The 22,883-nt window shown below is 74.0% G+C and carries 22 protein-coding genes; 11 read left to right on the top strand and 11 right to left on the bottom strand.

Annotated elements, in window-relative coordinates; translation table 11 throughout:
- Positions 1-88: 88 nt before the first annotated feature.
- Positions 89-886: a chaplin gene (locus ACIGEZ_RS00910; RefSeq protein WP_399824400.1), complete on the top strand. Its 798-nt coding sequence runs from the start codon at positions 89-91 to the stop codon at positions 884-886.
- 95 nt (positions 887-981) lie between these two features.
- Here the strand turns inward: ACIGEZ_RS00910 and ACIGEZ_RS00905 are convergent, their stop codons facing one another.
- The 3 genes from ACIGEZ_RS00905 to ACIGEZ_RS00895 form a co-directional block, all read right to left on the bottom strand.
- Complete coding sequence (locus ACIGEZ_RS00905; protein WP_399824398.1) at positions 982-1,641, bottom strand: DUF2293 domain-containing protein; 660 nt, start codon at positions 1,639-1,641, stop codon at positions 982-984.
- Positions 1,642-1,684: 43 nt separating this feature from the next.
- Positions 1,685-2,143, bottom strand: coding sequence for a hypothetical protein (locus ACIGEZ_RS00900; protein WP_399824397.1), 459 nt, complete (start codon positions 2,141-2,143; stop codon positions 1,685-1,687).
- 116 nt (positions 2,144-2,259) lie between these two features.
- Entirely contained in the window at positions 2,260-3,471 is a 1,212-nt protein-coding gene (locus ACIGEZ_RS00895; RefSeq protein WP_399824395.1) for a pyridoxal phosphate-dependent aminotransferase, read from the bottom strand.
- Between the two features lie 66 nt (positions 3,472-3,537).
- Here ACIGEZ_RS00895 and ACIGEZ_RS00890 point away from each other — a divergent pair, with 66 nt between their 5' ends.
- Positions 3,538-4,230 carry a winged helix-turn-helix transcriptional regulator gene (locus tag ACIGEZ_RS00890; protein ID WP_399824394.1) on the top strand — a complete coding sequence of 231 codons (693 nt, stop codon included), beginning with the start codon at positions 3,538-3,540 and terminating at the stop codon, positions 4,228-4,230.
- Here ACIGEZ_RS00890 and ACIGEZ_RS00885 read toward each other — a convergent pair.
- Positions 4,161-4,580, bottom strand: coding sequence for a MerR family transcriptional regulator (locus ACIGEZ_RS00885; protein WP_399826145.1), 420 nt, complete (start codon positions 4,578-4,580; stop codon positions 4,161-4,163). The genes ACIGEZ_RS00890 and ACIGEZ_RS00885 overlap by 70 nt on opposite strands.
- A gap of 26 nt (positions 4,581-4,606) precedes the next feature.
- The gene (locus ACIGEZ_RS00880; protein WP_399824393.1) at positions 4,607-5,410 is read right to left on the bottom strand and encodes an SDR family NAD(P)-dependent oxidoreductase; all 804 of its coding nucleotides are present in this window, start codon (positions 5,408-5,410) and stop codon (positions 4,607-4,609) included.
- Between the two features lie 62 nt (positions 5,411-5,472).
- On the opposite strand from ACIGEZ_RS00880, the gene ACIGEZ_RS00875 reads away from it, so the two are divergent.
- Entirely contained in the window at positions 5,473-6,108 is a 636-nt protein-coding gene (locus ACIGEZ_RS00875; protein WP_399824391.1) for a uridine kinase, read from the top strand.
- A gap of 121 nt (positions 6,109-6,229) precedes the next feature.
- On the opposite strand, the gene ACIGEZ_RS00870 is transcribed toward ACIGEZ_RS00875, so the two are convergent.
- Genes ACIGEZ_RS00870 through ACIGEZ_RS00855 form a run of 4 tightly spaced genes read right to left on the bottom strand, consistent with a single transcriptional unit; the run spans position 6,230 to position 10,088 of the window.
- Positions 6,230-7,129, bottom strand: coding sequence for a carbohydrate kinase family protein (locus ACIGEZ_RS00870; protein WP_399824390.1), 900 nt, complete (start codon positions 7,127-7,129; stop codon positions 6,230-6,232).
- The gene (locus tag ACIGEZ_RS00865) at positions 7,126-8,037 is read right to left on the bottom strand and encodes a pseudouridine-5'-phosphate glycosidase (RefSeq protein WP_399824388.1); all 912 of its coding nucleotides are present in this window, start codon (positions 8,035-8,037) and stop codon (positions 7,126-7,128) included. The genes ACIGEZ_RS00870 and ACIGEZ_RS00865 overlap by 4 nt, the downstream gene beginning before the upstream one ends.
- 49 nt (positions 8,038-8,086) lie before the next feature.
- Positions 8,087-9,220, bottom strand: a complete 1,134-nt coding sequence (locus ACIGEZ_RS00860; RefSeq protein WP_399824387.1) for a hypothetical protein — start codon at positions 9,218-9,220, stop codon at positions 8,087-8,089.
- A complete protein-coding gene (locus tag ACIGEZ_RS00855; protein ID WP_399824386.1) occupies positions 9,204-10,088 on the bottom strand; it encodes a hypothetical protein in 885 nt (294 codons plus the stop codon). The genes ACIGEZ_RS00860 and ACIGEZ_RS00855 overlap by 17 nt, the downstream gene beginning before the upstream one ends.
- Positions 10,089-10,539: 451 nt before the next feature.
- Here ACIGEZ_RS00855 and ACIGEZ_RS00850 point away from each other — a divergent pair, with 451 nt between their 5' ends.
- The 4 genes from ACIGEZ_RS00850 to ACIGEZ_RS00835 all read left to right on the top strand — a co-directional run bounded on the left by ACIGEZ_RS00850 (position 10,540) and on the right by ACIGEZ_RS00835 (position 14,751).
- Positions 10,540-10,896, top strand: coding sequence for a cupin domain-containing protein (locus ACIGEZ_RS00850; RefSeq protein WP_399824385.1), 357 nt, complete (start codon positions 10,540-10,542; stop codon positions 10,894-10,896).
- Positions 10,897-11,147: 251 nt separating this feature from the next.
- Positions 11,148-12,512: a discoidin domain-containing protein gene (locus ACIGEZ_RS00845; protein ID WP_399824384.1), complete on the top strand. Its 1,365-nt coding sequence runs from the start codon at positions 11,148-11,150 to the stop codon at positions 12,510-12,512.
- Entirely contained in the window at positions 12,512-13,771 is a 1,260-nt protein-coding gene (locus ACIGEZ_RS00840; protein WP_399824383.1) for an MFS transporter, read from the top strand. The genes ACIGEZ_RS00845 and ACIGEZ_RS00840 overlap by 1 nt, the downstream gene beginning before the upstream one ends.
- Entirely contained in the window at positions 13,768-14,751 is a 984-nt protein-coding gene (locus ACIGEZ_RS00835) for a hypothetical protein (RefSeq protein WP_399824381.1), read from the top strand. Before ACIGEZ_RS00840 ends, ACIGEZ_RS00835 begins: the two co-directional genes overlap by 4 nt.
- 46 nt (positions 14,752-14,797) lie before the next feature.
- Here ACIGEZ_RS00835 and ACIGEZ_RS00830 read toward each other — a convergent pair whose 3' ends face one another.
- Positions 14,798-16,090 carry an MFS transporter gene (locus ACIGEZ_RS00830; RefSeq protein WP_399824380.1) on the bottom strand — a complete coding sequence of 431 codons (1,293 nt, stop codon included), beginning with the start codon at positions 16,088-16,090 and terminating at the stop codon, positions 14,798-14,800.
- 164 nt (positions 16,091-16,254) lie between these two features.
- Positions 16,255-16,818, bottom strand: coding sequence for a methylated-DNA--[protein]-cysteine S-methyltransferase (locus tag ACIGEZ_RS00825; protein ID WP_399824378.1), 564 nt, complete (start codon positions 16,816-16,818; stop codon positions 16,255-16,257).
- A 156-nt stretch (positions 16,819-16,974) separates the two neighbouring features.
- Between ACIGEZ_RS00825 and ACIGEZ_RS00820 the strand changes: the two genes are divergently transcribed.
- From ACIGEZ_RS00820 to ACIGEZ_RS00805, 4 genes are all read left to right on the top strand, one after another.
- Positions 16,975-17,865 (top strand): MHYT domain-containing protein, encoded by an 891-nt coding sequence (locus ACIGEZ_RS00820; RefSeq protein WP_399824376.1) that lies wholly within the window; start codon positions 16,975-16,977, stop codon positions 17,863-17,865.
- Positions 17,866-17,936: 71 nt separating this feature from the next.
- Positions 17,937-20,069, top strand: a complete 2,133-nt coding sequence (gene uvrB / locus ACIGEZ_RS00815; protein WP_399824375.1) for an excinuclease ABC subunit UvrB — start codon at positions 17,937-17,939, stop codon at positions 20,067-20,069.
- Positions 20,070-20,197: 128 nt separating this feature from the next.
- Entirely contained in the window at positions 20,198-20,776 is a 579-nt protein-coding gene (locus ACIGEZ_RS00810; RefSeq protein ID WP_399824374.1) for a TerD family protein, read from the top strand.
- Between the two features lie 43 nt (positions 20,777-20,819).
- Positions 20,820-22,676, top strand: coding sequence for a TerD family protein (locus ACIGEZ_RS00805; RefSeq protein WP_399824373.1), 1,857 nt, complete (start codon positions 20,820-20,822; stop codon positions 22,674-22,676).
- The last annotated feature ends 207 nt before the right edge of the window (positions 22,677-22,883 follow it).

Here is a 22,883-nt window from a genome sequence, read left to right as displayed (position 1 = left end):
CGCCGTCTGTCGGATCCGCGCCCCTCGCGGATGACGTTATTTCGGATACGGGCGACTGCCCGTGAAGACATCCGGAAGGCAGGAAGCCATGAGGCAGATTCGCCGAAGTGGTCTGGCCACATTGATGGTCACCGGTGGCGCGCTCGCGCTCTCGGCGGGCGCCGCCCACGCCGACTCCACGGCGCACGGCGCCGCGGTCGGTTCGCCGGGGGTCGGCTCCGGCAACACCGTACAGCTGCCGGTGCACGTGCCCGCCAACGTCTGCGGGAACACCGTCAACGTCGTCGGACTGCTCAACCCGGCGGTCGGCAACAGCTGTGCGAACCGCTCGGGCTCCGACGGTCACGGCTCCGAGGACAGCGGCCTGAGGCACAAGGACCAGCCGGGCACCCCCCGCGCCGGCTCCACCGACGGCGGACGCCACCACGAGGGCGGCGGCTCGTCCCACGGCGGCTCGTCCATGGGCGGCGGCTCCTCCAACGGAGGCGGCGCCACCGCCGGGAGCCACGCCGAGGGTTCCCCCGGCGTGCTCTCCGGCAACGGCCTCCAGCTGCCGCTCGACCTCCCGGTCAACCTGAGCGGCAACTCCGTCAACGTGGTCGGCATCGGCAACCCGGCCATCGGCAACACCGCGGTCAACGAGTCCGAGGAGGAGTGCGAGCACCCCGAGACCCCGACGCCGCGCCCGCAGACCCCCGTCCGCAACATCCCGCCCGCCCCGAGCACGGACCACGAGGTGCCCGGCCCGGCCCCGCAGTCCAACTCGGTCCAGCTCGCCAGCACCGGTTCGGACGCCATCGGCCTCGCCGCGCCGGCCGGCGCCGCACTGCTCCTCGGCGGCGCGCTGATGTACCGCAGGGCCCGCCGCGCGGGCGACCAGGGCTGAGCACCGGGCGCCCGCAGGGCCTGCCGCGCGGCGACCGGGCCTGAGCACCGAGTGCTCCCGGCCCGCCCGATCCGCCGGACCCTCCGCCGCGCCCCTCAGCCCGTACGCCAGGCCCGGAGCACCGCCTCGATGGCGGGAGCGACCCTCATCCGGGCCTGGTGACGGGGCACCCCCGCCATCAGCAGCGCGTCGTAGTCGGTGTCGACATGCCGTATCGAGGCCCGCACCGCCGCTGTGACCGCGCCCCGGTCCAGGGCCCGGCCGGCGGCCGTGCGCCCCACCCGGCCGCTGCCCTTCGCCGACGCGTGCCCGGAGATCTCCGCTGCCCGGTCCGCCGGGCAGCGCGGGAACAGCCGCAGGATCTCCGCCTCCAGGGCCACCGTGACCGCCGCGTCCCGGTCCGCCCGGCGCGCGGCGTCCCGCGCCCGGCGCCGCGCCCGTGCCTCGGCGTCCGCGAGGCAGGCCGCCTCGGCACGCCGCAGCGCCGCCTCCTCGACGAGCAGGCCCTGGCGTTCGTAGCGCGTGCGGCGCCGGTTGTGCCGTACGACCACCGCCCACAGCGCACTGGCCTCGCGGGCGCGACGGGTGAGCGCGGTGTCGCCGCGACGCAGGAAGACCAGATGCCCGAGATCCGCGCAGTCCAGGCAGACGGGCGCGTTGAACTCGACGACCATCCGCTCCAGCGGCCCCTGGTGGCACTCCGAGCAGCGGCGTCGCTTGAGCGGTTCGACCACGACGGGGGCGACGAGATCCACGCCCGACTTCTACCCGCGGGGCGCGCGCCCGATGCTCAGCGCTTCAGCGCACGCCCGGCGCGGCCGCGGCGATGAAGAGCGCCAGCGCCTCCTTGGCCTCCGCCGAGCGCCGGCCCCGCTCCTCGTCGTCCGCCGCCTCGTGCATGGAGTTGGTGATCTCGAAGGCGGACTCGGCCAGTCGGCGGGTGTCCGGGTCGTCGCAGACGAGCTGGACCCGGAACAGGGCCTGCCGGGCGGTGGTGCGCTGCCGGTACGAGGCGAAGCGGGACTCCTCCGCCTCCTCGGAGCCCGGTTCGAGCCTGCCGCGGAACCAGCGTTCGTTCTGGCTGCGCCGGTAGTCGACGACCTCGCCCGCGAAGGTGCTGTAGGCCGCGATCCGTTCCTGCCGCAGCTGCTCGGTCCTGGCGAGCGCCGCCGTGCGCTCGGCGGCGCGGCCCTGGAACCAGTGGGTGGCCACCACGCCCAACAGGGTGCCGACGACGGCTGTCAGCGCCGCATCCATGACGGGTTCGCTCCTCTCCACCGGCGGTCCGTCCACCGGCAGTTCCGGGCCGGCAGTGCTCTCCGCCGGAAGGTCGGACAGATCATCGCAGGGGAGCGGGCGTTACGCCGGGTGGACTACTGCCGATAGCCGCCGAGGAAGCGCCCGATGCGGCTGATGGCCGCGTCCAGGTCGTCCGCGTGAGGGAGCGTCAGGATGCGGAAGTGGTCCGGGCTCGGCCAGTTGAAGCCGGTGCCCTGGACGACCTGGATCTTCTCCCGCAGGAGCAGGTCGAGGACGAACTTCTCGTCGTCGTGGATCCGGTGCACGGCCGGGTCGAGGCGCGGGAAGGCGTAGAGGGCGCCCTTCGGCTTGACGCAGGAGACGCCGGGGATCTCGTTCAGCTTCTCCCAGGCGCGGTCGCGCTGTTCGTGCAGCCGGCCCCCGGGGGCGGTCAGCTCGTGGATCGACTGCCGGCCGCCGAGGGCGGCCTGGATGGCGTACTGCGCTGGGGCGTTGGGGCACAGCCGCATGGAGGCCAGCATGGTCAGGCCCTCCAGATAGCTCCTGGCGTGCTCCTTGGGGCCGGTCACGACCAGCCAGCCGGATCGGAAGCCGGCCACCCGGTAGGTCTTCGACAGCCCGCCGAAGGTGAGGACGACCAGGTCGGGCGCGAGGGAGGCGGCCGGATAGTGCACGGCGTCGTCGTACACGATCTGGTCGTAGATCTCGTCGGCGAACACCATCAGGCCGTGCCGGCGGGCGAGGTCGAGGATGCCCTCGACGATCTCCTTCGGATACACCGCGCCCGTGGGGTTGTTGGGGTTGATGATCACTACGGCCCGGGTCCGGTCGGTGATCTTCGACGCCATGTCGTCGAGGTCCGGGTACCAGTCGGCCGACTCGTCGCACAGATAGTGCACGGCCCTGCCGCCCGCGAGGGTCGTGACCGCGGTCCACAGCGGGAAGTCGGGGGCCGGGACGAGAACCTCGTCGCCGTCCTCCAGGAGCGCCTGGACGGCCATCGACACCAGCTCCGAGACCCCGTTGCCGAGGAAGACGTCGTCGACGTCCACGCCCAGCAGGCCCATCGACTCGTAGCGCTGGGCGACCGCGCGGCGGGCGGAGAGGATGCCGCGCGAGTCGGTGTAGCCGTGCGCCTTGGGGAGCATGCGGATCATGTCCTGGACGATCTCCTCCGGCGCCTCGAAGCCGAAGAGCGCCGGGTTCCCGGTGTTGAGGCGCAGGACGCTGTGGCCCGCCTCCTCCAGGGCGTTGGCGTGCTCGATGACCGGGCCGCGGATCTCGTAGCAGACCTCGCTCAGCTTGCTCGACTGCCGGAACTGCATGCGCCGACCTCCCCAGAAGTGTTGTTGCTTGGTTTTACCAAGTTCGAGCTTGGAAAGTCCAACAACATGTCTAGACTGCGTCGCATGCCACGCCGCCGAAGCTATGACCAGTACTGCGCCGCAGCCCGCGCCCTCGACGCCGTCGGCGACCGCTGGACGCTGCTGATCGTCCGTGAACTCCTCGCCGGGCCGCGCCGCTACAGCGACCTGCACGCCGATCTCCCCGGCGTCAGCACCGACATGCTCGCGGGCCGCCTCAAGGACATGGAGAGCGCCGAACTCGTCACCCGCCGCAGGCTGCCGCCGCCCGCCTCCGCGTCCGTGTACGAGCTCACCGACCGGGGCCGCGAACTCCTCCCCGTCCTGCGCGCTCTCGCCGCCTGGGGCGCCCCCGCCCTCGACGCGCCCCGGCCGACGGACGCCGTACGCGCCCACTGGTTCGCGATCCCGCTCCTCACCGCCCTGGAGGGGCTGGGGGCGCGGGTCGTCCAGGTCACCCTGGACGAAGGCGAGTTCCATGTACGGACCGGGGCCGGCGGCCGGGCCGAGTACGGGGACGGAGCCGCCGCCGACGCCGACGTACGCCTCCACACGGACGCGGCGACCTGCCGGGCCCTGGCGAGCGGGGAACTGACGCTCGCCCAGGCGGTCGAGTCGGGGCGGGCCGAACTGGCGGAGACCGCCGCGACTCAGCCCGAGGCGGAGCCGTTGGCCGCCGACGAGCCGGCCCCCGCGTGCGCGACGGCGCCGCGGCGCTGATCCACGGCCTGTGAGGCCAGGGCGGCCGCGAGCCGGTCCCTGGCCTCCGTCTGCGCCGCGATCCGCGCGTCGAGCACCGCCAGCCGCTCGCGAGCGATCTCCAGTCCGCGGGCGGACGGCGGCGCGGCGGGCATGTCACCGTCGAGACAGGACGCGAACGCGGCCACGTCGTCGAGCGTCAACCCGGCGCCGAGCAGGTACCGGATATTGGATACACGAACCAACGCGCCCTCGTCGTACACCCGGTATCCATTGTCCGCGCGGACCGAACCGATCAGCCCCGCCTGCTCGTAATGGCGCAGGGCGCGAGCCGTCGTCCCCGTTCTGCGGGCCAGTTCACCGATGCGCAAGAACAGCACCTCCCCGCGCAGTCGTATCACGCCACCAGGGCGCCCCCGTCCACGGGCAGCACCGTGCCCGTCAGATACGCGGCATCCGGCGAGGCCAGCGAGGTGATCGCCCAGGCCACCTCCTCCGGGCGGCCGACCCGCGCCAGCGGCGTGTGCGCGATCTGCCACTCCCGCACCGCACGGCGCTGCTCCTGCGTCAGCCCCATGTGGTCGGCGATCGGGGTCTCCACCGCCCCCGGCGCGACCGCCACCACCCGCACCCCGCGGGGCGCGAGCTCCACCGCCCAGCACCGGGTCAGTGTCTCCAGAGCGCTCTTCGTCGCCGGATACACCGAGTTGTCCGGCCAGCCGCGCTGCCCCACCGTCGTCGTCACGTTGACGACGACCCCGCCCCCGGCGGCCGTCAGCGCCGGCAGCGCGGCCTGCGTGAGCAGGACCGGCGCGACGAGATTGGTTTCGAGGAGCGGGCCGATCACCTCGCGGCCGAGGGTGCCGAGCGGCCCGCCCGACGCGATGCCCGCGTTGTTGACGAGGACGTCGAGCCCGCCGTACGCGTCGACGGCCGTCCGCACGATCTCCTCGGGCGCGCCGTCCGCCGTGATGTCCGCGACCAGCGGCCGGACGCCCCCGAACCCCTCGGCGGTCTCCGCGAGCGGCCCCGGCCTGCGGCCCACGGCGAGCACGGTCGCCCCCTCCCGAGCGAAGGCCCGGGCCGTGGCCCGCCCGATCCCCGTCCCGGCCCCGGTGACCACGACGACCCTGCCCGTACCCCTCCCCGTACCCCTGCCCCTGTCATTGCTGCTGCCGCTGCGCTGCGTGTCGCTGTCCATGCCGTGATCCTCGAACCCTGCCGCCAAGGGCAAGGTCAAGTCCGTGGGGCAGGATGGGACGGATGCGATTCGAACCGATCAGCTGGGAGCGGCTGGCCGAGGCGATGGCCGGCCGGCTCGACCGGGCCGAGCCCGCCGACGGCGGCCCGTGGCTCAAGGTGGGGATCGACGGCGCCCCCGCCGCGCCGACGGCGGAACTGGCCGGGCACGTCGGCGACGCGCTGCGGCTGCGCGGACGGTCCGTGCTCGTCGTCGGGACCGGCGGCTTCCTGCGGCCGGCCTCCCTGCGCTACGAGCACGGCCGGCAGGACCCGGACTCCTACTACGGCGACTGGTTCGACACCGGGGCGCTGTGGCGCGAGGTCTTCAAGCCGCTGGAGCCCGGCGGCAACGGCCGTGTGCTGCCCGACCTGTGGGATCCGGTCACCGACCGCGCGACGCGCAGCCCCGCCGTACCGCTGCCGCCCGGTGGTGTCCTCGTCCTGCACGGGCCCTTCCTGCTGGGCCACTGGTTCCCGTTCGACCTGACGGTCCATCTGCACCTGTCGCCGGGCGCACTCGCCCGCCGCACCGAGCAGGCCTGGACCCTGCCGGCCTTCGAGCGGTACGAGAACGAGGTCGGCCCCGCGGAGACCGCCGACGCCGTCGTGCGCGCCGACGACCCGCGCCGCCCGGCCTGGGCCGGCTTCCGCGACTGAGCCGACGCCCGCCGACCGCCGTCGGTCGCGCGCCTGGCCGACCGCCGTCACGCCCGCCCGCCCCGCTGATGTCAGCCCCGCCCGCCCGACTGCCGGCAGCGGGCCGCCCACACCGACACCGTCAGGGCCGCCCGCCCACCCGGGTCACCGCCTCCGCACCCGCGCGGCAGCCCGATTCCGCCGCCCGCACCGGGTCCGCGCCGGCCAGCCGGGCCGCCAGGAACGCGCCGGTGAACGCGTCGCCCGCGCCCGTGGAGTCCACCGCGCGCACGGACGGCGCCGCCACGCTCGCCGTCACCCGGCCGTCCGCGGCGAGGACGGCGCCCGCGCCGCCCAGTGTGACCGCGACCAGCGGGAAGCGGCGGCTCAGGGCCGCGGCCGCCTCGCCGGGATCCGCGCACCCCGTGAGCAGCCGGGCCTCGTCGGCGTTGGGCAGCAGACACTCCGCACCGGCCACCTCCGCGAGGAACCGCTCCGCGCCCAGCTCCGTGAGGAACCCGGCCGACGCCGGATCCACGCTCACCGCGAGGCCCGCCGCCCGCGCGTCCCGCAGCACGCACCCGGCCGTCTCACGGCTCGGCCCGGCGAAGAAGAGGTAGCCGGACAGATGCACCCGGGCCACCCCGTCGAGCAGCCCGGGCGACCAGTCCTCGGGCGCGAGACGCAGCGACGCCCCGCTGTCCGTGAGGAAGGTGCGCTCCGCGTCGGGGCCGACCAGGGCGATCACCGTGGCCGTGGGCGCGTCCGGGTCCAGGGCGAGCAGCGGCCGTACCCCGGCGCGGCGCAGCTCACGGTCGTGCCAGTCCGCCCCGTCGGCGCCCACCCGCCCCAGGAGCCGGACGTCCGCGCAGCCCGAACGAGCCGCCCAGCAGGCCACGTTCGCGCCCGCACCGCCGGGCAGCGTGCGGATCCGCGCCGGTGTGTCGGTCGCGGCCGCGAGGGGCTTGTGGTGCCGGGCGACGACATCCGTGACGACGTCCCCGGCCACCAGGAGCCCGGCGGGACCCGCGGGCCCGGTCACGGCCGCGCGCGGTAGGCCGTCGCGATCCGGGCCGCGAGCCGCACATTGCCCCGTACCGCCGCCAGGTTCGCCTCCAGGGACGCCCCTTCGGTGTGCACCGTCAGATGGTCGAGGAGGAAGGGCGTGACGGCCTGCCCCGTGATCCCCTTCTCCTTCGCCGCCGCGAGCCCCTGCGCGAGCACCCGGTCGTGCAGCGCCGGGTCGAGCTGGTCCTCGCGCGGCACCGGGTTGGCGACGATCAGCGCCGCCCGGGGCCCGCCGAGCTCGTCCTGGGCCCGTATCACCTCCGCCACCTCGTCCGGCGTGCGCAGCGTCCAGTCGACCGGCTCGCCCGACGAGGCGAGGTAGAAGCCGGGGAACCGGTCCGTCCCGTAGCCGGCGACGGTCACCCCGAGCGTCTCCAGACGCTGGAGCGTCGCGGGCACGTCGAGGATCGACTTCACCCCGGCGCACACCACCGTGACCCCGACCTGGGCGAGCAGCCGCAGGTCCGCCGACTCGTCCTGGGTCTGGGCCCACTCCCGGTGGACCCCGCCGAGGCCGCCGGTCGCGAAGACCCGTATACCGGCCCGGTCCGCGAGCCAGGCCGTCGCGGAGACGGTCGTCGCCCCCGTCGCCCCGGTCGCCAGCGCGGGTGCCAGATCGCGGTGGCCCAGCTTGCGCACCGACGGGTCCTCGGCGATCCGGGTCAGCCCGGCCTCGTCCAGGCCGACCCGGGCCGTGCCGTCGAGCACCGCGATGGTGGCGGGCACCGCCCCGCCCTCCCGCACCAGGGCCTCGAGCTCCCGCGCCACCGCCAGATTGCGCGGGCGCGGCAGGCCGTGGGCGATGATCGTCGATTCGAGCGCGACGACGGGGCGCCCCTCGTGGAGCGCCTCCCGTACCTCCTCGGACACATGTGTCGACATGGAGGATCTCTGGCGCGGCCACGCGCCCCGCAAACCTCGGTGGCGAGCTTCAGCCACAGCGCGGCAGCCCCGGCAGCCGCGCCGCGTCCACCACCTGGACGACGGCGCGGGCACCGGCCGACTTCGCGTTGCCGACGCTGTACGCCACGGCCAGCGCACCTCCCGCCGCCTGGGCGTACCCGTAGGCCGGCGTGATCTCGGTGTACGCGCCCGAGCCGAGGTCCAGGGCGTACGAGGTCTCCGGAGTGCGCCAGGTGACCAGCCGGCCGGTGACCCGCACCTGGTCCATGCCGTCGACGGCGGGGGAGGCGGTCACCGCGGCCGAGGCCCGCGCCTCGCCCGTGCGCCACACCATCAGGCGCGGCGTGCTGTCACCCGCCACCCAGGCCCACGTCGTGCCGTCGGACACCGGGGCGCGGAGGTCGCGCACGGCGGCGATCGGGGCCGGCAGCTCCGCCGGTCGCCCGTCCTTCAGAGAGGCCGCCACCAGTCGCGTCCGGGCGCCCTCGGCCTCCCGCCACACCAGGAGGCCCCCGGCCGTGAACGGCGTGTCGAAGACGCCCGTGTGCCACGCCCGCGGGGCGCCGCCCTTGGCGGGGGCCGCGAAGACGGTGGCCTTCCCCGGGCCCGTGCCCTGCGCCCACACGACCGTGCCGTCGTGGACGACGGGGCGGGGGAGGGGCCCCGGCCGGTCGGCACGGGCGAGCCGCCGGGCCCTGCCGGTGGCCGCGTCCCACACGTACAGGCTCCACGGGCTGTCCAGCGTCCGGCCCTCAAGGACGGCGAACGCGGCCCAGCGGCGCCCGTCGAAGTCGGCGGCGAGCAGCTGGTGTTCGACCGGGTCGGCGAACCGCAGCAGGAGGCGGGGAGCCGTCTCGCCGCGCCGGACGAGGACGGCGCCGCGCCCTTCGGCGCCGGACAGCTGGAGCGCCGTCCAGCCCGGGCCCGCGTCCGTGAGGACCGCGCGCTGCCCGGCCGGCGGACGGTACTCGCCCCGGGCGAACGCGGACCGCCACGCGGCCGGCAGCGCCACCCGGCAGGCCACGGCCCGCACCGCCGGCGTCCGCGTGGCGGTGGGCACCAGGCTGGGGCCGGGCCCCGGTCCGCCCGACGAGCACCCCGCGAGCAGCAGAGCCGCCAGCAGGGCGCCCGCCGGGAGCGGTCGCCTACCAGACGTACCCACGGCCGCCCATGATGGTCGTGATCGTGTCGGAGGAGATGTGGGCCGACTTCGGGACCGGGCCCGCCCAGGAGATGACGCTGGTGCTCACGCCGCCCACCGGGTCGAGGTAGTTGACCTGCCCGGCGGCCGTGTCGGTGTTGTAGCCGTCGATCGCGACCCAGTGGAAGATCTCGATGTTGGGGTGGCCCACGAGGTGCGGACCGCCCGGCACCTCCCAGGCGTTGCCGGCGATGGCGTAGTCGTTGTCGGTGTTGTGCGTGATGTGCTGCTTGAAGTTCGCCTTGTCGGTGGCCGTCGGCGTGTACGGGAGGGCCCTGGGAACGTAGTCGGCGCCGGGGAGGCGGTAGTTCAGCGCGTCCGCCATGGGGTAGCCGGTCGGGTTCGGGACGTTGATGTCGATGCCGTACCAGGCGGTTCCGCTGGTGTTCGTCCTGAGCAGGTTCGCCGCGTCCTGCTGCGATCGGCCGCCGACGCCGTCGTGGGCGGACTGGGTGATCACCAGGGTGGCCGGGCCACACCAGTAGGAGGTCTGCTGCGACTGGTGGAAGCCGCCGGAGAGCTTGTACCCGGCGACGACGCCCAGGGCGCCGAAGACGCTCGCCCGTTCGTACGTCCGCTCCGCCACGGCCTGCTTGGCGGCGGAGAGTCTCTCCTGTTCGGGCGTGAGCCGCTGCGGCCCGAGCGTGTCGTGTGCGGCCTTGTAGGCGGCGCCGGGCGCGGGATCCGCCGCGACCGTGGCAGCGGCGTCGGCGTCGGCGGTGGCGGTGGGGGCGGCCGTCACGGCGGTCAGCAGGGCCGCGGCGGTGAGAACGGTGGCGCGGAGGAGGATGGGCGTGGCGGTGCGGAGACGGGTGGGGGCGGCGGGCATCGCGCTCTCCTGTCCGGGTGGGGGAAGCGGGGAGGAAGGAGCCTGGGGGGAGTGTGACTCGCTCGGGCCCCCACTTACAGGGGGCTCGACGCAAACCCCGGGACCAACATTGGGCCCACCAAAGGCGCCGCCTCCGACCAGCGCGGACGCGCGCGGCCACCACCCGCACGGCGGAGTGGTTTTCGGCGCCCGGGGGACGAGAACACGCCCATACGGCCGAATCCGCCTCCTCGCGCGCGCACGCGGGCGACTACGGAATCGGTGCCCGGCCCCACCGCCCCGCGTCCCCACTCGGCCCCTTTGGGCGCGCCCCGGCCGCAAACCCCTCCTTCGGATTCCGTCGCACCGGCCGGCCGGAGGAACCGCCCTGGTCGGAGCTGAAACGGAGGGCCTGTTTCCGGGTGGTCCCGGCACCGTAACCGGCCCTCGGCCCGCGCTACAGTCACCGCCCATGACGACACACGCGCAGCCCTCCTTCGCCGTCCACATCCCCGACGCCGACCTCGAGCCCGAGCCGCTCGACCCCGGTCAGATCGTCTCCGGCACCCCCGAGGTGACGGGGAAGGTCCTGTGGGAGTCCGCCGACGGCAAGCAGATCCGCGGCATCTGGCAGATCACCCCCGGCGTGGTCACCGACACCGAGGCCGACGAGCTCTTCGTCGTCGTCAGCGGCCGCGCCACCGTCGACGTCGAGGGCGGCGGCACCCTGGAGATCGGCCCGGGTGACGCCTGTGTGCTGCGCGAGGGCGACCGCACCACCTGGACCGTGCACGAGACCCTGCGCAAGGCGTACCACATCAGCCTCTGAACTCCCCCTGAGGGAAGCCGGGTTCAGACTCTGGTAGGAAACCTTCCTGTCCACTAGCATCCCCGGCAGCGGCTTGGCGCGGCGCCCGCTCCCCGGCACCCCCGGGGAGCCCGCGTGACGCGCTCAGCGAGAGCTCTGACCCGGCCGCGGTGCACCGCTGCACGCCCCGTGGCGCCCGGCGCCACGAGGGCCGGGCCGCGCTGCCCGCACCGTGTCCAGCTCTCACCGCCCCCAGGCCAGGGAGCCCACGAATGCACCCGCACGCCTCCGCCCCACCCCGCCGCACCGTACTCACCCTCCTCCTCGCCGCCGTCCTGCTCCTCACCGGCGGCCTCCTCCTCGCCGCCCCCGGCCGCGCCGACGCCGCCGACCCGCTCCTCTCCCGCGGCAGGCCCGCCACCTCCTCCTCCGACGAGGACAGCACCCTCACCCCCGCCAGGGCCTTCGACGGCGACCCCGCCACCCGCTGGGCCAGCGCCGAGGGAAGCGACCCCCAGTGGCTCCGCGTCGACCTCGGCGCCCCCGCCACCGTCTCCCGCGTCCGCCTCTCCTGGGAGGCCGCCTACGCCAAGGCCTACCGCGTCGAGATCTCCGCCGACGACACCACCTGGACCACCCTCGCCACCGAGTCCGCCGGCAACGGCGGCACCGACGACTGGACCGCACTCACCGGCAAGGGCCGCTACCTCCGCATCCTCGGCACCGCCCGCGGCACCTCGTACGGCTACTCCCTCTACGAAGCAGAGGTCTACGGCACCACCGACGGCAGCACGCCGCCTCCCACCACGCCGCCCCCGACCACCCCGCCCCCCACCGGCGCCTTCACCGTCGTCGCCGCCGGCGACATCGCCGCCCAGTGCACCGCCTCCAGCAGCTCCTGCGCCCACCCCAAGACCGCCGCCCAGGCCCAACGGATCAACCCGGCCTTCTATCTGACGATGGGCGACAACCAGTACGACGACGCCCGCCTGAGCGACTACCGCGCCTACTACGACAAGACCTGGGGCGCCTTCAAGGCCAAGACCCGCCCCGCGCCCGGCAACCACGAGACCTACGACCCCGCCGGCCCGCTCGCCGGCTACAAGGCGTACTTCGGCGCCCTCGCCTACCCGCAGGGCAAGCCCTACTACAGCTACGACCAGGGCAACTGGCACTTCATCGCCCTCGACTCCAACTCCTTCGACGACGCCGCCCAGATCCAGTGGCTCAAAGACGACCTCGCCCGCAACGCCAAGGGCTGCGTCGCCGCCTACTTCCACCACCCGCTCTACTCCTCCGGCGGCCACGGCAACGACCCCGTCTCCAAGCCCGTCTGGCAGATCCTCTACGCGGCCAGGACCGACCTGGTCCTGAACGGCCACGACCACCACTACGAGCGCTTCGCCCCGCAGGATCCCGCCGGCCGCGCCACCACCGACGGCATCGTCGAGATAGTCGGCGGCATGGGCGGCGCCGAGCCCTACCCCATCGAGACCGTCCAGCCGAACAGCCAGAAGCGGATCAGCGGCACCTACGGGGTCCTGCAACTGGACTTCACCGACACCACGTACACCTGGCAGTACGTCGGCACCGACGGCCGCGTCAAGGACACCGGCCCGACCTACACCTGCCACTGATGTACCTCGCGACCACCGGTCGCCGCGGCGCACCGCCCGCCCCCACCGGGGCGCGGCGGCGCGTCTCCGCCACCGTCCTCGCCCTCGGCACGGTCAGCCTCGTCACCGACGTCTCCTCCGAGATGGTGACCGCCGTCCTGCCGCTCTACCTCGTCATCGGACTCGGCCTGACCCCCCTCCAGTTCGGCTTCCTCGACGGGCTGTGCACCGGCGCCACCGCCCTCGTACGGCTCCTCGGCGGCCACGCCGCCGACCGCGGCGGCCACCACAAACGGATCGCCGGCATCGGCTACGCCCTCTCCGCCTGCTCCCGGCTCGGCCTCCTCCTCGCCGGCGGCGCCACCGGCTGGACAGCCACCGCGCTCGCCGCCGACCGGCTCGGCAAAGGCATCCGCACCGCCCCGCGCGACGCACTCATCACCCTCGACAGCCCGCCCGACGCCCTCGGCCGCGCCTTCGGCGTCCACCGCGCCATGGACACCACCGGCGCCCTCCTCGGCCCCCTCGCCGCCTTCGCCCTCCTGTGGGCCACCGCCGACGCGTACGACGCCGTCTTCGTCGTCAGCTTCTGCACCGGACTCCTCGGCGTACTGCTCCTCGTCGTCCTCGTCCCCGGCGGACGACGAGCAGCCGACGGCGCCCCCGCCGGGCCGCCCACCGCCCGGCGCGCCCTCCTCGCCCCGCTCCGGGCGCCCGCCCTACGCCGCGTCACCCTCGCCGCCGCGCTCCTCGGCGCCGCCACCGTCGGCGACGCGTTCCTCTACCTGCTGCTCCAGCACCGGACCCACCTCGCCGCCACCTGGTTCCCCTTCCTGCCGCTCGGCGCCGCTGCCGCCTACCTGCTGCTCGCCGTACCGGCCGGGCGGCTCGCCGACCGCATCGGCCGCCGGCGCCCCTTCCTGTACGGGCACGGGACCCTGCTCCTCGCCATGGCGCTGCTCCTCGCCCCCGTACCCGACGCGGTCCTCCTCGCCGGGGTCCCCGTCCTGCTCGGGGCCTTCTACGCCGCCACCGACGGGGTCCTCATGGCGCTCACCGGACCGCTCCTCCCGGCCGCGCGGCGGGCGAGCGGACTCGCCGCCGTCCAGACCGCGCAGGCCCTGGCCAAGGTGGCCGCCGCGGCAGGCTTCGGAGCCGCCTGGACGCTGTGGGGGCCGACCGCCGCGCTCCTCCTCGCCCTCGGAGGGCTCGCGGCCGCACTCGGCTGCGCCGGCCGGCTGCTGCCCTCGGACCCGCCCCGTGAAAGGAAGCCGTCATGACCGCCCTACCCGCCCTCGCGGGGCGTCGCCTGTGGGCGCTCCTCCTCGGCGTGCTGCTCCTCGCCGGCGGCGCCACCGCGTACACCCTGCGTGCCGCCGCCGGGCGGCCCGACGCGGCCGCGGCAGCGGACCCGGGCTTCCGCCTCGACGCGCCCCCGGGCACGCTCTACTTCCGCGACACCGCCACCGGGCGCGTCGCCCGCCAGGACCCCGCGGCGCCCGGCTCCCGCGTCGCCCAAGGGCCGCGCTGCGACCGCTTCCACGCCGCCGGGCCCACCGCGCTCTGCCTCCAGCGGCGACCGGGGCTGCCGGCCCGTTCGTACGTCCTCGTCCTCGACCGGCGGCTGCGCGAACTGCGCCGGATGAGCCTGCCGGGCATCCCCGACCGGGCCCGGGTCTCCGCCTCGGGACAGGTACTCGCCTGGACGACCTTCGCGACCGGCGACTCGTACGCCACCTCCGCCTTCTCCACCCGGACCTCGATCCTCGACCTCCGCACCGGCTACCTGATCAAGAACATCGAGCAGATCCCGCTCACCCTCGACGGACGCCGCCACCACGCCCCCGACGTCAACTACTGGGGTGTGAGCTTCGCCGGCGACGACAACCGCTTCTACGCCACGGTCGCCACCCGGGGGCACACCCACCTCGTCGAGGGCGACCTGCGGAACTGGTCGGCGCGCGCCGTCAAGGAGAACGTCGAATGCCCCTCGCTCTCCCCGGACGGCACCCGCATCGCCTACAAGAAGAAGGTCTCCACCGACCCGCGCGCACCCTGGCGGCTGTACGTCCTCGATCTCGCCACCCTGCGCGAGCACCCGCTCGCCGAGACGCGCTCGGTCGACGACCAGGCGGCGTGGACCGGCCCCGGCACCCTGGCCTACGCCCATGAGGGCGCGGTGTGGACCGTACCCGCCGACGGCTCGGGCGCCCCGAGCCGCACGGCGGCCGGGGCCACATCACCGGTGGTGCTGCGCTGAGGAGATCGGATCCAATATCCAAAATCCCGTATCCGATATCCCTGCGTCAGGCGCGCCGCGCCGCGCCCCGCACCGCCAGCAGCGTCATCGGCACCAGCAGACACGCGCCCAGCAGGTTCAGCCAACCGTATCCCACCGTGGAGACGACCAGCCCCGCCGCGAGACCGCCGACGCCGGCCGAAGTGTTCATGATGAAGTCGGAGAGTCCCTGGACCGCGGCCCGAGCCGCCTGCGGGACCGAGTCGGTCAGCAGTGCCGAGCCCGAGACCAGCCCGGCCGACCAGCCGAGCCCCAGGACGAACAGGCCGAGCGCGGTCTGCCCGTGACTCGGCCCCGCCGTGCCGGCGAGGAGGGCCGCCACCGCGATCAGCGCCACCGCGAGCCCGATCACCGAGAGCCGGCCGAGCCGGTCCGAGAGCCAGCCCATGACCGGCGAAAACGCGTACATGCCGGCGATGTGACCGCTGATCACCAGGCCGATCAGCCGGATGTCCGCCCCGTGGTGGCTGAGCGCGACCGGGGTCATCGACATGATCGACACCATCGCCGTGTGCGAGCCGGCCACCGTCACCAGGGCGAGCCGGGCCCGTGAGGACTCCCGTACCGCCCGCATCCCGGCCTTCAGCGAGCGCCCCTCCGCCGCCGCCTCGTCCTCGGGACCGGCCATCGCCCGCGCGGTGAGCAGCGGATCGGGCCGCAGCAGCAGCGCCACCACGACGGCGGAGACCACGAACACTCCGGACGCCCAGACGAACGGCCCGGCCGCCGCCGGGATCCCGAGGCCGGCCACGCTGTCCCCGGCGGGGGCGGCGACGTTGGGGCCGACGACGGCACCGATGGTGGTGGCCCACACCACGGTCGAGATGGCCCGGGCCCGCCGGTCGGGCTCGGCCAGGTCGGCGGCGGCGAACCGGGCGGCCAGGTTGGCCGAGGAGCCGGCGCCGAAGCCGACCAGGCCGGCCAGGAGCAGCGGGAAACTGCCGGTCACCGCACCCAGGACCACGACCCCCGCCCCGACCGCACCGACGAGATAGGCGAGGACGAGTCCGGCGCGCCGCCCCCGGGTGGCCATCAGCGAGGCGAGCGGCATCGCGAGCAGCGCGGGCCCCGCCACGGTGGCCGTCGACGCGAGCCCCGACAGCGCCTCCGTACCGCTGACCTCCTTGGCCAGCACCGCCGCGAGCGCGACGCCGATGGCTATCCCCAGTCCGCCGAGGATCTGGGTGGCGATCAGCACCGCCTGTATTCGGCGCCGCAGGGCCGGCAGCACGGCGGGGGAGACGGGAACGGACGGCTCGGTCGACAGGAGCGCGTCAGGAGCGTCAGGGGCATTGGTCACTTACGCATAGTGCCAGTCCTCCCACAGCGTGGGAACGCCACCCGCACCCTCGCCGCCTGCGCGGCACCCTCGTCGCCTGCTGCCTGCTGCCTGCCGCCCGCTGCCCGCCGCCCGCGCCGACCCGCCCCCGCCGCCCGCCCCGCCCCCGCCCGGCCCGCCACGGCTCAGAACAGCGGCTCCGGCAGCACCCCTTCCAGGGCCAGCAGCCTGCGCTTGGTCTCCAGGCCCCCGCCGAAGCCCCCGATCCCGCCGTCGCTCTCCACCACCCGGTGGCACGGCACCACCACCGGCAGCGGATTGGCACCCATCGCCGCCCCGACGGCCTGCGCGGCCGCCGGCTGTCCCACCCGGCGCGCCAGATCCCCGTACCCCACCACCGTCCCGTACGGGACGCCGTCCGCCAGCTCGCGCAGGACCTGGCGGTTGAATCCGGTCACCAGCGTCCAGTCCAGCTTGACGTCGAAGCTTCGCAGCCTCCCGTCGAAGTACGCGGCCAGCTGCCGGACCGGCTCGGCGAGCAGGCCCGACGCACGCTCCACCAGCTCCCCTCCGAGCGCCCCCGCGAGCCGCTCCAGGGCCCGGTCCCGCACCCGCTCGTCGGCGTGGAAGACCACGCTCACCAGACCCCGGTCCGTCGCGGCCAGCAGCAGCGGACCGATGCCGCTGGCCACCACGGCCCACTCCACACGCCCGGCCTCCTGCGCCGTCTCCGGCTCGTCGCTGTCCATGCCGTTCACCGTACGACCCGGCACCGACAACCGGGCCGCCCAATTCGCGGACCGCGTGGCCGAGGGGCCGCACCGGGCGCCATAATCCGGTAGCACTACTCAGCGGTACCGACTGTTTTCGGACGACGTTGCACCACGGGTGGAGGACATACGCTCATGCAGGGCACGGTCGACGGATTCAGTTACGGCCTGGTCACCCCGGTGGCGGCCTTCCTCATGGCCTGCCTCGGCGGTGCGCTCGGGCTGCGCTGCACCACCCGCTCGCTGCGCCACAGCGACAGCTTCAAGGCGGGCTGGCTCGCCCTCGGTGCGACCTCCATAGGCACCGGAATCTGGACCATGCACTTCATCGCCATGATGGGCTTCTCCGTCCGGCAGGCCCCGATCAGCTACGACCGCCCCATCACCTTCGCGAGCCTCGCCGTCGCCGTCGTCATGGTCGGCATCGGCATCTTCATCGTCGGCTACCGCGGCGCGACCCCGCTGACCCTGGTCACCGGCGGCACCATCACGGGACTCGGTGTCGCCACCATGCACTACCTGGGCATGGCCGGTATGCGACTGCACGGGCGGATCGAGTACGACACCCTCACCGTCGCCCTGTCCGTCGTCATCGCCGTCGTCGCCGCCACCACCGCCCTGTGGGCGGCCGTCTCCGTGCACGGCTTCATGGCCAGCCTCGGCGCCAGCCTGGTGATGGGCCTCGCCGTCAGCGGCATGCACTACACCGCCATGGCGGCGGTCGACGTGAAGCTGCACGGCACGCCCGCCCAGAGCACCGGCGACACCGCCGCCTCGCTCCTGCTGCCCATGCTGATCGGACCGGGCGTCTTCCTGCTGCTCGCCGCCGTCGTGGTCATGTTCGACCCGCTGCTCGTCATGGGCGAGCCCGACTGGCAGAAGCCGGCGGCCGGCGGCTACCGCCACGGCGCCCCCGGGGTGCCCGCCGCCCGCCGCGTCCCGGCCTACGGCGAGCCCGCGAACTGGTCGGCCCGCCCCGCCCGCAGGGGTGCCCGCCGCGACACCTACCGCTCCCAGGACTGGTGAGCGACCCCGTACGACCAGGGCGCCGAGCCGATCGCCCCCCGGCTGTCAGTGCCGGGTCGTACGGTGGTTGCATGCGGCCCGTTTCCAAGATCGAACGTACGGTGGCGCCCTTCGAGGTCGTCAGCCCCTTCCAGCCCAGCGGCGACCAGCCCGCGGCCATCGCCGAGCTCGACCGGCGCGTCCGCGCCGGCGAGAAGGACGTCGTCCTGCTCGGCGCCACCGGCACCGGAAAGTCGGCGACGACGGCCTGGATGATCGAGCAGCTTCAGCGCCCCACCCTGGTGATGGCGCCGAACAAGACGCTGGCCGCCCAGCTGGCGAACGAGTTCCGCGAGCTGCTGCCGAACAACGCGGTCGAGTACTTCGTCTCGTACTACGACTACTACCAGCCCGAGGCGTACGTCCCGCAGTCGGACACCTACATCGAGAAGGACTCCTCGATCAACGAGGAGGTCGAGCGGCTGCGCCACTCCGCGACCAACTCCCTGCTCACCCGCAGGGACGTCGTCGTGGTCGCCTCCGTCTCCTGCATCTACGGCCTGGGCACCCCCCAGGAGTACGTGGACCGGATGGTCTCCCTCAACGTGGGCGACGAGATCGACCGCGACCAGCTGCTGCGCCGCTTCGTCGACATCCAGTACACCCGCAACGACCTGGCGTTCACCCGCGGCACCTTCCGCGTCCGCGGCGACACCATCGAGATCTTCCCGGTCTACGAGGAGCTCGCCGTCCGCATCGAGATGTTCGGCGACGAGATCGAGGCGCTGTCCACGCTGCACCCGCTCACCGGCGAGGTCATCAGCGACGACCGCCAGCTGTACGTGTTCCCCGCCAGCCACTACGTCGCGGGACCCGAGCGCATGGAGCGGGCCGTCAACGACATCGAGACCGAGCTCGACCAGCGCCTGAAGGAGCTGGAGAAGCAGGGCAAGATGCTGGAGGCCCAGCGGCTGCGGATGCGCACCACGTACGACATCGAGATGATGCGCCAGATCGGCTCCTGCTCCGGCATCGAGAACTACTCGATGCACTTCGACGGCCGCGAGCCCGGCTCCCCGCCCAACACCCTCCTCGACTACTTCCCCGAGGACTTCCTCCTCGTCATCGACGAGTCGCACGTCACCGTCCCGCAGATCGGCGCCATGTACGAGGGCGACGCCTCCCGCAAGCGCACCCTCGTCGACCACGGCTTCCGGCTGCCGTCCGCGCTCGACAACCGGCCGCTGAAGTGGGAGGAGTTCCAGGAGCGGATCGGCCAGACCGTCTACCTCTCCGCCACCCCGGGCACGTACGAGCTGTCCCGCTCCGACGGCTTCGTCGAGCAGATCATCCGCCCGACCGGCCTCGTCGACCCCGAGGTCGTCGTCAAGCCCACCGAGGGCCAGATCGACGACCTGGTGCACGAGATCCGGCTGCGCACCGAGCGGGACGAGCGGGTCCTGGTCACCACGCTCACCAAGAAGATGGCCGAGGACCTCACCGACTACTTCCTGGAGCTCGGCATCCAGGTGCGCTATCTGCACAGCGACGTCGACACCCTGCGCCGGATCGAGCTGCTGCGCGAGCTGCGGGCCGGCGAGTACGACGTCCTGGTCGGCATCAACCTGCTCCGCGAGGGCCTCGACCTGCCCGAGGTCTCCCTGGTCGCCATCCTCGACGCCGACAAGCAGGGCTTCCTGCGCTCCGGCACCTCGCTCATCCAGACCATCGGCCGCGCCGCGCGTAACGTCTCCGGCCAGGTCCACATGTACGCGGACACCATCACCCCGGCGATGGCGCAGGCCATCGACGAGACCAACCGGCGCCGCGAGAAGCAGGTCGCCTACAACCAGGCCAACGGCATCGACCCGCAGCCGCTGCGCAAGAAGATCAACGACATCGTCGCGACCATCGCGCGCGAGGAGGTCGACACCGAGCAGCTGCTCGGCAGCGGCTACCGCCAGGGGAAGGACGGCAAGGGCGCCAAGGCCCCGGTGCCCTCGCTCGCCGCGCACACCACGAAGGGCAAGGGCGCGAAGGCGGGCTCCACCCTCGAGCTCGGCGATCGGCCGGCGGCCGAACTGGCCGGGATCATCGAGGAGATGACCGACCGCATGAGGGCCGCCGCGGCCGAGCTGCAGTTCGAGGTCGCTGCCCGGCTGCGCGACGAGGTGTCGGAGCTGAAGAAGGAGCTGCGCCAGATGAAGGAGGCGGGGCTCGCGTAACGAGGGTGGTCAGAGGGGTCCGGCGACGGCCCGGTGTGTTGCAAGACCGACACAAAACCGGGCCGCTCCCCGCGCGTTGTCAGTCCCCCTGCGTAGGGTTCTGCCCAAACCGATGAGAGGGGCAGCGCGTGACGGTCAACATGACCAAGGGGCAGGCCATCAGCCTGGAGAAGCAGGGCGGGGGCAGCCTCACCTCCGTACGGATGGGGCTCGGCTGGCAGGCGGCACCCCGCCGCGGTCTGTTCGGCTCGCGCACCCGCGAGATCGACCTGGACGCCTCGGCGGTCCTCTTCGCCGACAAGCAGCCGGTGGACGTGGTCTTCTTCCGCCACCTGGTGAGCGACGACGGCTCGGTCCGTCACACGGGGGACAACCTGGTGGGCGGTGTCGGCCAGGGCGGCGACGACGAGGCGATCCTGGTCGACCTCCAGCGCGTCCCGGTCCACATCGACCAGATCGTCTTCACGGTGAACTCCTTCACCGGGCAGACCTTCCAGGAGGTGCAGAACGCCTTCTGCCGCATCGTGGACGAGACCAACGGCCAGGAGCTCGCCCGCTACACCCTCAACGGCGGCGGCCAGTACACGGCGCAGATCATGGCCAAGGTGCACCGGGCCGGCTCCGGCTGGCAGATGACGGCCCTGGGCAACCCGGCCAACGGCCGCACCTTCCAGGACCTGATGCCGTCCATCTTCCCGGTCCTTTAACGCGACCGCCCGGCCCACACGTTCGTACGGAGAGACGGAAAAGATGACCGCCGAGCTGGTCCGGGGGCAGAACCACCCCCTGCCCCACACCCGCCTGGAGATCCGGGCCTCGGCCGGTCATCCGGTCGTCGCCGCGGCCACCCTCGGCGACGAGCAGGGCCGGATCGCGGGCGCCGGAGCCGTCGCCCACCCCGGGGCGGCCGCGCTGCCCGGGGTCGAGGTGCCCCGCCAGGCCGCCGCGCAGCACCGGCTGGCGGTCGACCTGGAGGCCGTCGAGGAGGCCGTCCACCGCGTGTGCGTCCTGCTCGCCCTGCCCGTCGGCGTGGACGGCCCGGACCGGTTCGGGGCCAGCGCCGCGCCCGTCGTCACCGTCACGGCGGCCGACGGCACCGGCATCGCCGACTACACGATCACCGGCCTCGACCGGGAGTCCGCCGTCGTCGCCCTGGAGCTCTACCGCCGCCAGGGCGCGTGGAAGGTCCGGGCCGTCGGCCAGGGGTACGAGGGCGGGCTCGCCGCCCTCTTCGCCGACCAGGGCCTCCAGCGTCCCGCAGAGCTCGCCGGCACGATCCTGGAGGCCGTCGCCCAGGGCCTGGCACGCTCGGTCGCCGCCCCGCCCCCGCGGGTCCCGGACACCGACCGGGTCCGGCAGACCGCGCCCGTCGCCACCGGCGGGCCCATCGACTACACGCACCGGGGCCGCCGGCCCGCCCCCGAGACGACGCAGGGCCCGCCGCCCGCCCTGCCGTCGGCCCCGCCCGCGCACCCCGCCCCCATCGCCGGTGACGCCACCGGCTGGTCCATGGACGAGCGGCTCTACAACCAGGTGTGGGGCATGTTCGAGGACCTGGCCCGCACCGCCGCCGCGTACCGCAGCGCCTGCCAGTTCGCCGAGTCCCGGCTCGACCAGGAGCTGGACCGCGCCCTGTCCGACCCGCGCAACCGGATCGGCGGCGCCGGCGACGCGGCCCGGGCCGCCGCGAAGGCGAAGCACGACGAGCTCACCGCCCGCGCCCAGGAGGCCCTGGACCGTGACCTCGCCCAGCTCGCCGCCGAGTCCCAGGTCGTCGAGCCGGCCCTGCCCGCCGCCTACGCCCGCTGGGACAGCCCGGTCTGGCAGGCCTACCGGGTCCCGATGGAGGCGCCGATGGCCGTCCGCCTGGGCGACCTGCACCTGCCCGAGCGCACCGGACTGCGCATCCCGTTCCTGGCACGCCTCCCCCTGGCTCGCGGGCTGTGGATCGACAGCGGACGGGGTCACTCCGACGCGGCGGCGCTCCTGGACACGGCCGAGCTGCGCCGGCTCGCCCTGGACACGGCCGCCCTGCACGTGGCCCGGCTGATCGCGGTGCACCCGGCGGACGGTCTCAGGGTGCAGCTGATCGACCCGGCGGGGGCCGGCGCGAGTGCGTTCGCGCCGCTCGTGGAGGCGGGCGTGCTGGCCGGCCCGCCGGCCGCCGGTGCGGCCGGGGTCTCGGCCGTGCTCGCCCAGCTGACCGAGCGGGTCGACCTGTTGCAGATGGCGCTGCGCGCCGGTGCGGCCGACGACCTGCCGCCCGGCCTCGACACCGCCGAGCACCTCCTGGTCGTCCACGACTTCCCGCACGGCTTCGACGACCGGGCGGTCAACCAGCTGCGCTACCTCGCCGACGAGGGCCCGGCGGTCGGCCTGCACCTGCTGATGGTCGCGGACCGGGAGGACGCCGCCGCGTACGGGCCGGTGCTCGACCCGCTGTGGCGCTCGCTGATGCGGCTCACGCCGGTCCCCGACGACCACCTCGCCGATCCGTGGGTCGGTCACGCCTGGACGTACGAGCCGCCGGCCGTGCCGAACGGCAGCGCGGTGCTGCGGCAGGTGCTGGGTCAGGTGGCCGAGTCGCGCCGGCAGTGGGGCCGTTGACGGCCGTGACCAGGTAAACGCCCTTGACCTGCGGTTTTGGGCTCTCTTTACCCTTCCCTTTACCTTTCCTTGGTTGTTCGGGTACTGTTCTTTCCGCGGAGGGGAGTACTCCCCAAGCGCGGCGCACCCGTCAGTACGGACAGGTCGGTGACCTGATCCCGGGGCGTCGGCCCGGTCAGTCCCCCGGGTGGAAGAGACCTCCGGCAG

Source organism: Streptomyces sp. NPDC085481, from assembly GCF_044541845.1.
In the GTDB taxonomy this organism is placed as follows: domain Bacteria; phylum Actinomycetota; class Actinomycetes; order Streptomycetales; family Streptomycetaceae; genus Streptomyces.
The sequence above is the reverse complement of the archived record's forward strand: the minus strand, read 5'-3'. Positions and strand labels throughout refer to the sequence as shown.

What these genes read in the sequence shown, in the direction of transcription:
- ACIGEZ_RS00865 (WP_399824388.1), bottom strand. Translation starts at nt 8,037, where the DNA reads ATGTCGACACATGTGTCCGAGGAGGTACGGGAGGCGCTCCACGAGGGG.
- ACIGEZ_RS00900 (WP_399824397.1), bottom strand. Translation starts at nt 2,143, where the DNA reads ATGGATGCGGCGCTGACAGCCGTCGTCGGCACCCTGTTGGGCGTGGTG.
- ACIGEZ_RS00880 (WP_399824393.1), bottom strand. Translation starts at nt 5,410, where the DNA reads ATGGACAGCGACACGCAGCGCAGCGGCAGCAGCAATGACAGGGGCAGG.
- ACIGEZ_RS00840 (WP_399824383.1), top strand. Translation starts at nt 12,512, where the DNA reads ATGTACCTCGCGACCACCGGTCGCCGCGGCGCACCGCCCGCCCCCACC.
- ACIGEZ_RS00825 (WP_399824378.1), bottom strand. Translation starts at nt 16,818, where the DNA reads ATGGACAGCGACGAGCCGGAGACGGCGCAGGAGGCCGGGCGTGTGGAG.
- ACIGEZ_RS00820 (WP_399824376.1), top strand. Translation starts at nt 16,975, where the DNA reads ATGCAGGGCACGGTCGACGGATTCAGTTACGGCCTGGTCACCCCGGTG.
- ACIGEZ_RS00910 (WP_399824400.1), top strand. Translation starts at nt 89, where the DNA reads ATGAGGCAGATTCGCCGAAGTGGTCTGGCCACATTGATGGTCACCGGT.
- ACIGEZ_RS00875 (WP_399824391.1), top strand. Translation starts at nt 5,473, where the DNA reads ATGCGATTCGAACCGATCAGCTGGGAGCGGCTGGCCGAGGCGATGGCC.
- ACIGEZ_RS00805 (WP_399824373.1), top strand. Translation starts at nt 20,820, where the DNA reads ATGACCGCCGAGCTGGTCCGGGGGCAGAACCACCCCCTGCCCCACACC.
- ACIGEZ_RS00855 (WP_399824386.1), bottom strand. Translation starts at nt 10,088, where the DNA reads ATGCCCGCCGCCCCCACCCGTCTCCGCACCGCCACGCCCATCCTCCTC.
- ACIGEZ_RS00850 (WP_399824385.1), top strand. Translation starts at nt 10,540, where the DNA reads ATGACGACACACGCGCAGCCCTCCTTCGCCGTCCACATCCCCGACGCC.
- ACIGEZ_RS00845 (WP_399824384.1), top strand. Translation starts at nt 11,148, where the DNA reads ATGCACCCGCACGCCTCCGCCCCACCCCGCCGCACCGTACTCACCCTC.
- uvrB (WP_399824375.1), top strand. Translation starts at nt 17,937, where the DNA reads ATGCGGCCCGTTTCCAAGATCGAACGTACGGTGGCGCCCTTCGAGGTC.
- ACIGEZ_RS00890 (WP_399824394.1), top strand. Translation starts at nt 3,538, where the DNA reads ATGTCTAGACTGCGTCGCATGCCACGCCGCCGAAGCTATGACCAGTAC.
- ACIGEZ_RS00835 (WP_399824381.1), top strand. Translation starts at nt 13,768, where the DNA reads ATGACCGCCCTACCCGCCCTCGCGGGGCGTCGCCTGTGGGCGCTCCTC.
- ACIGEZ_RS00895 (WP_399824395.1), bottom strand. Translation starts at nt 3,471, where the DNA reads ATGCAGTTCCGGCAGTCGAGCAAGCTGAGCGAGGTCTGCTACGAGATC.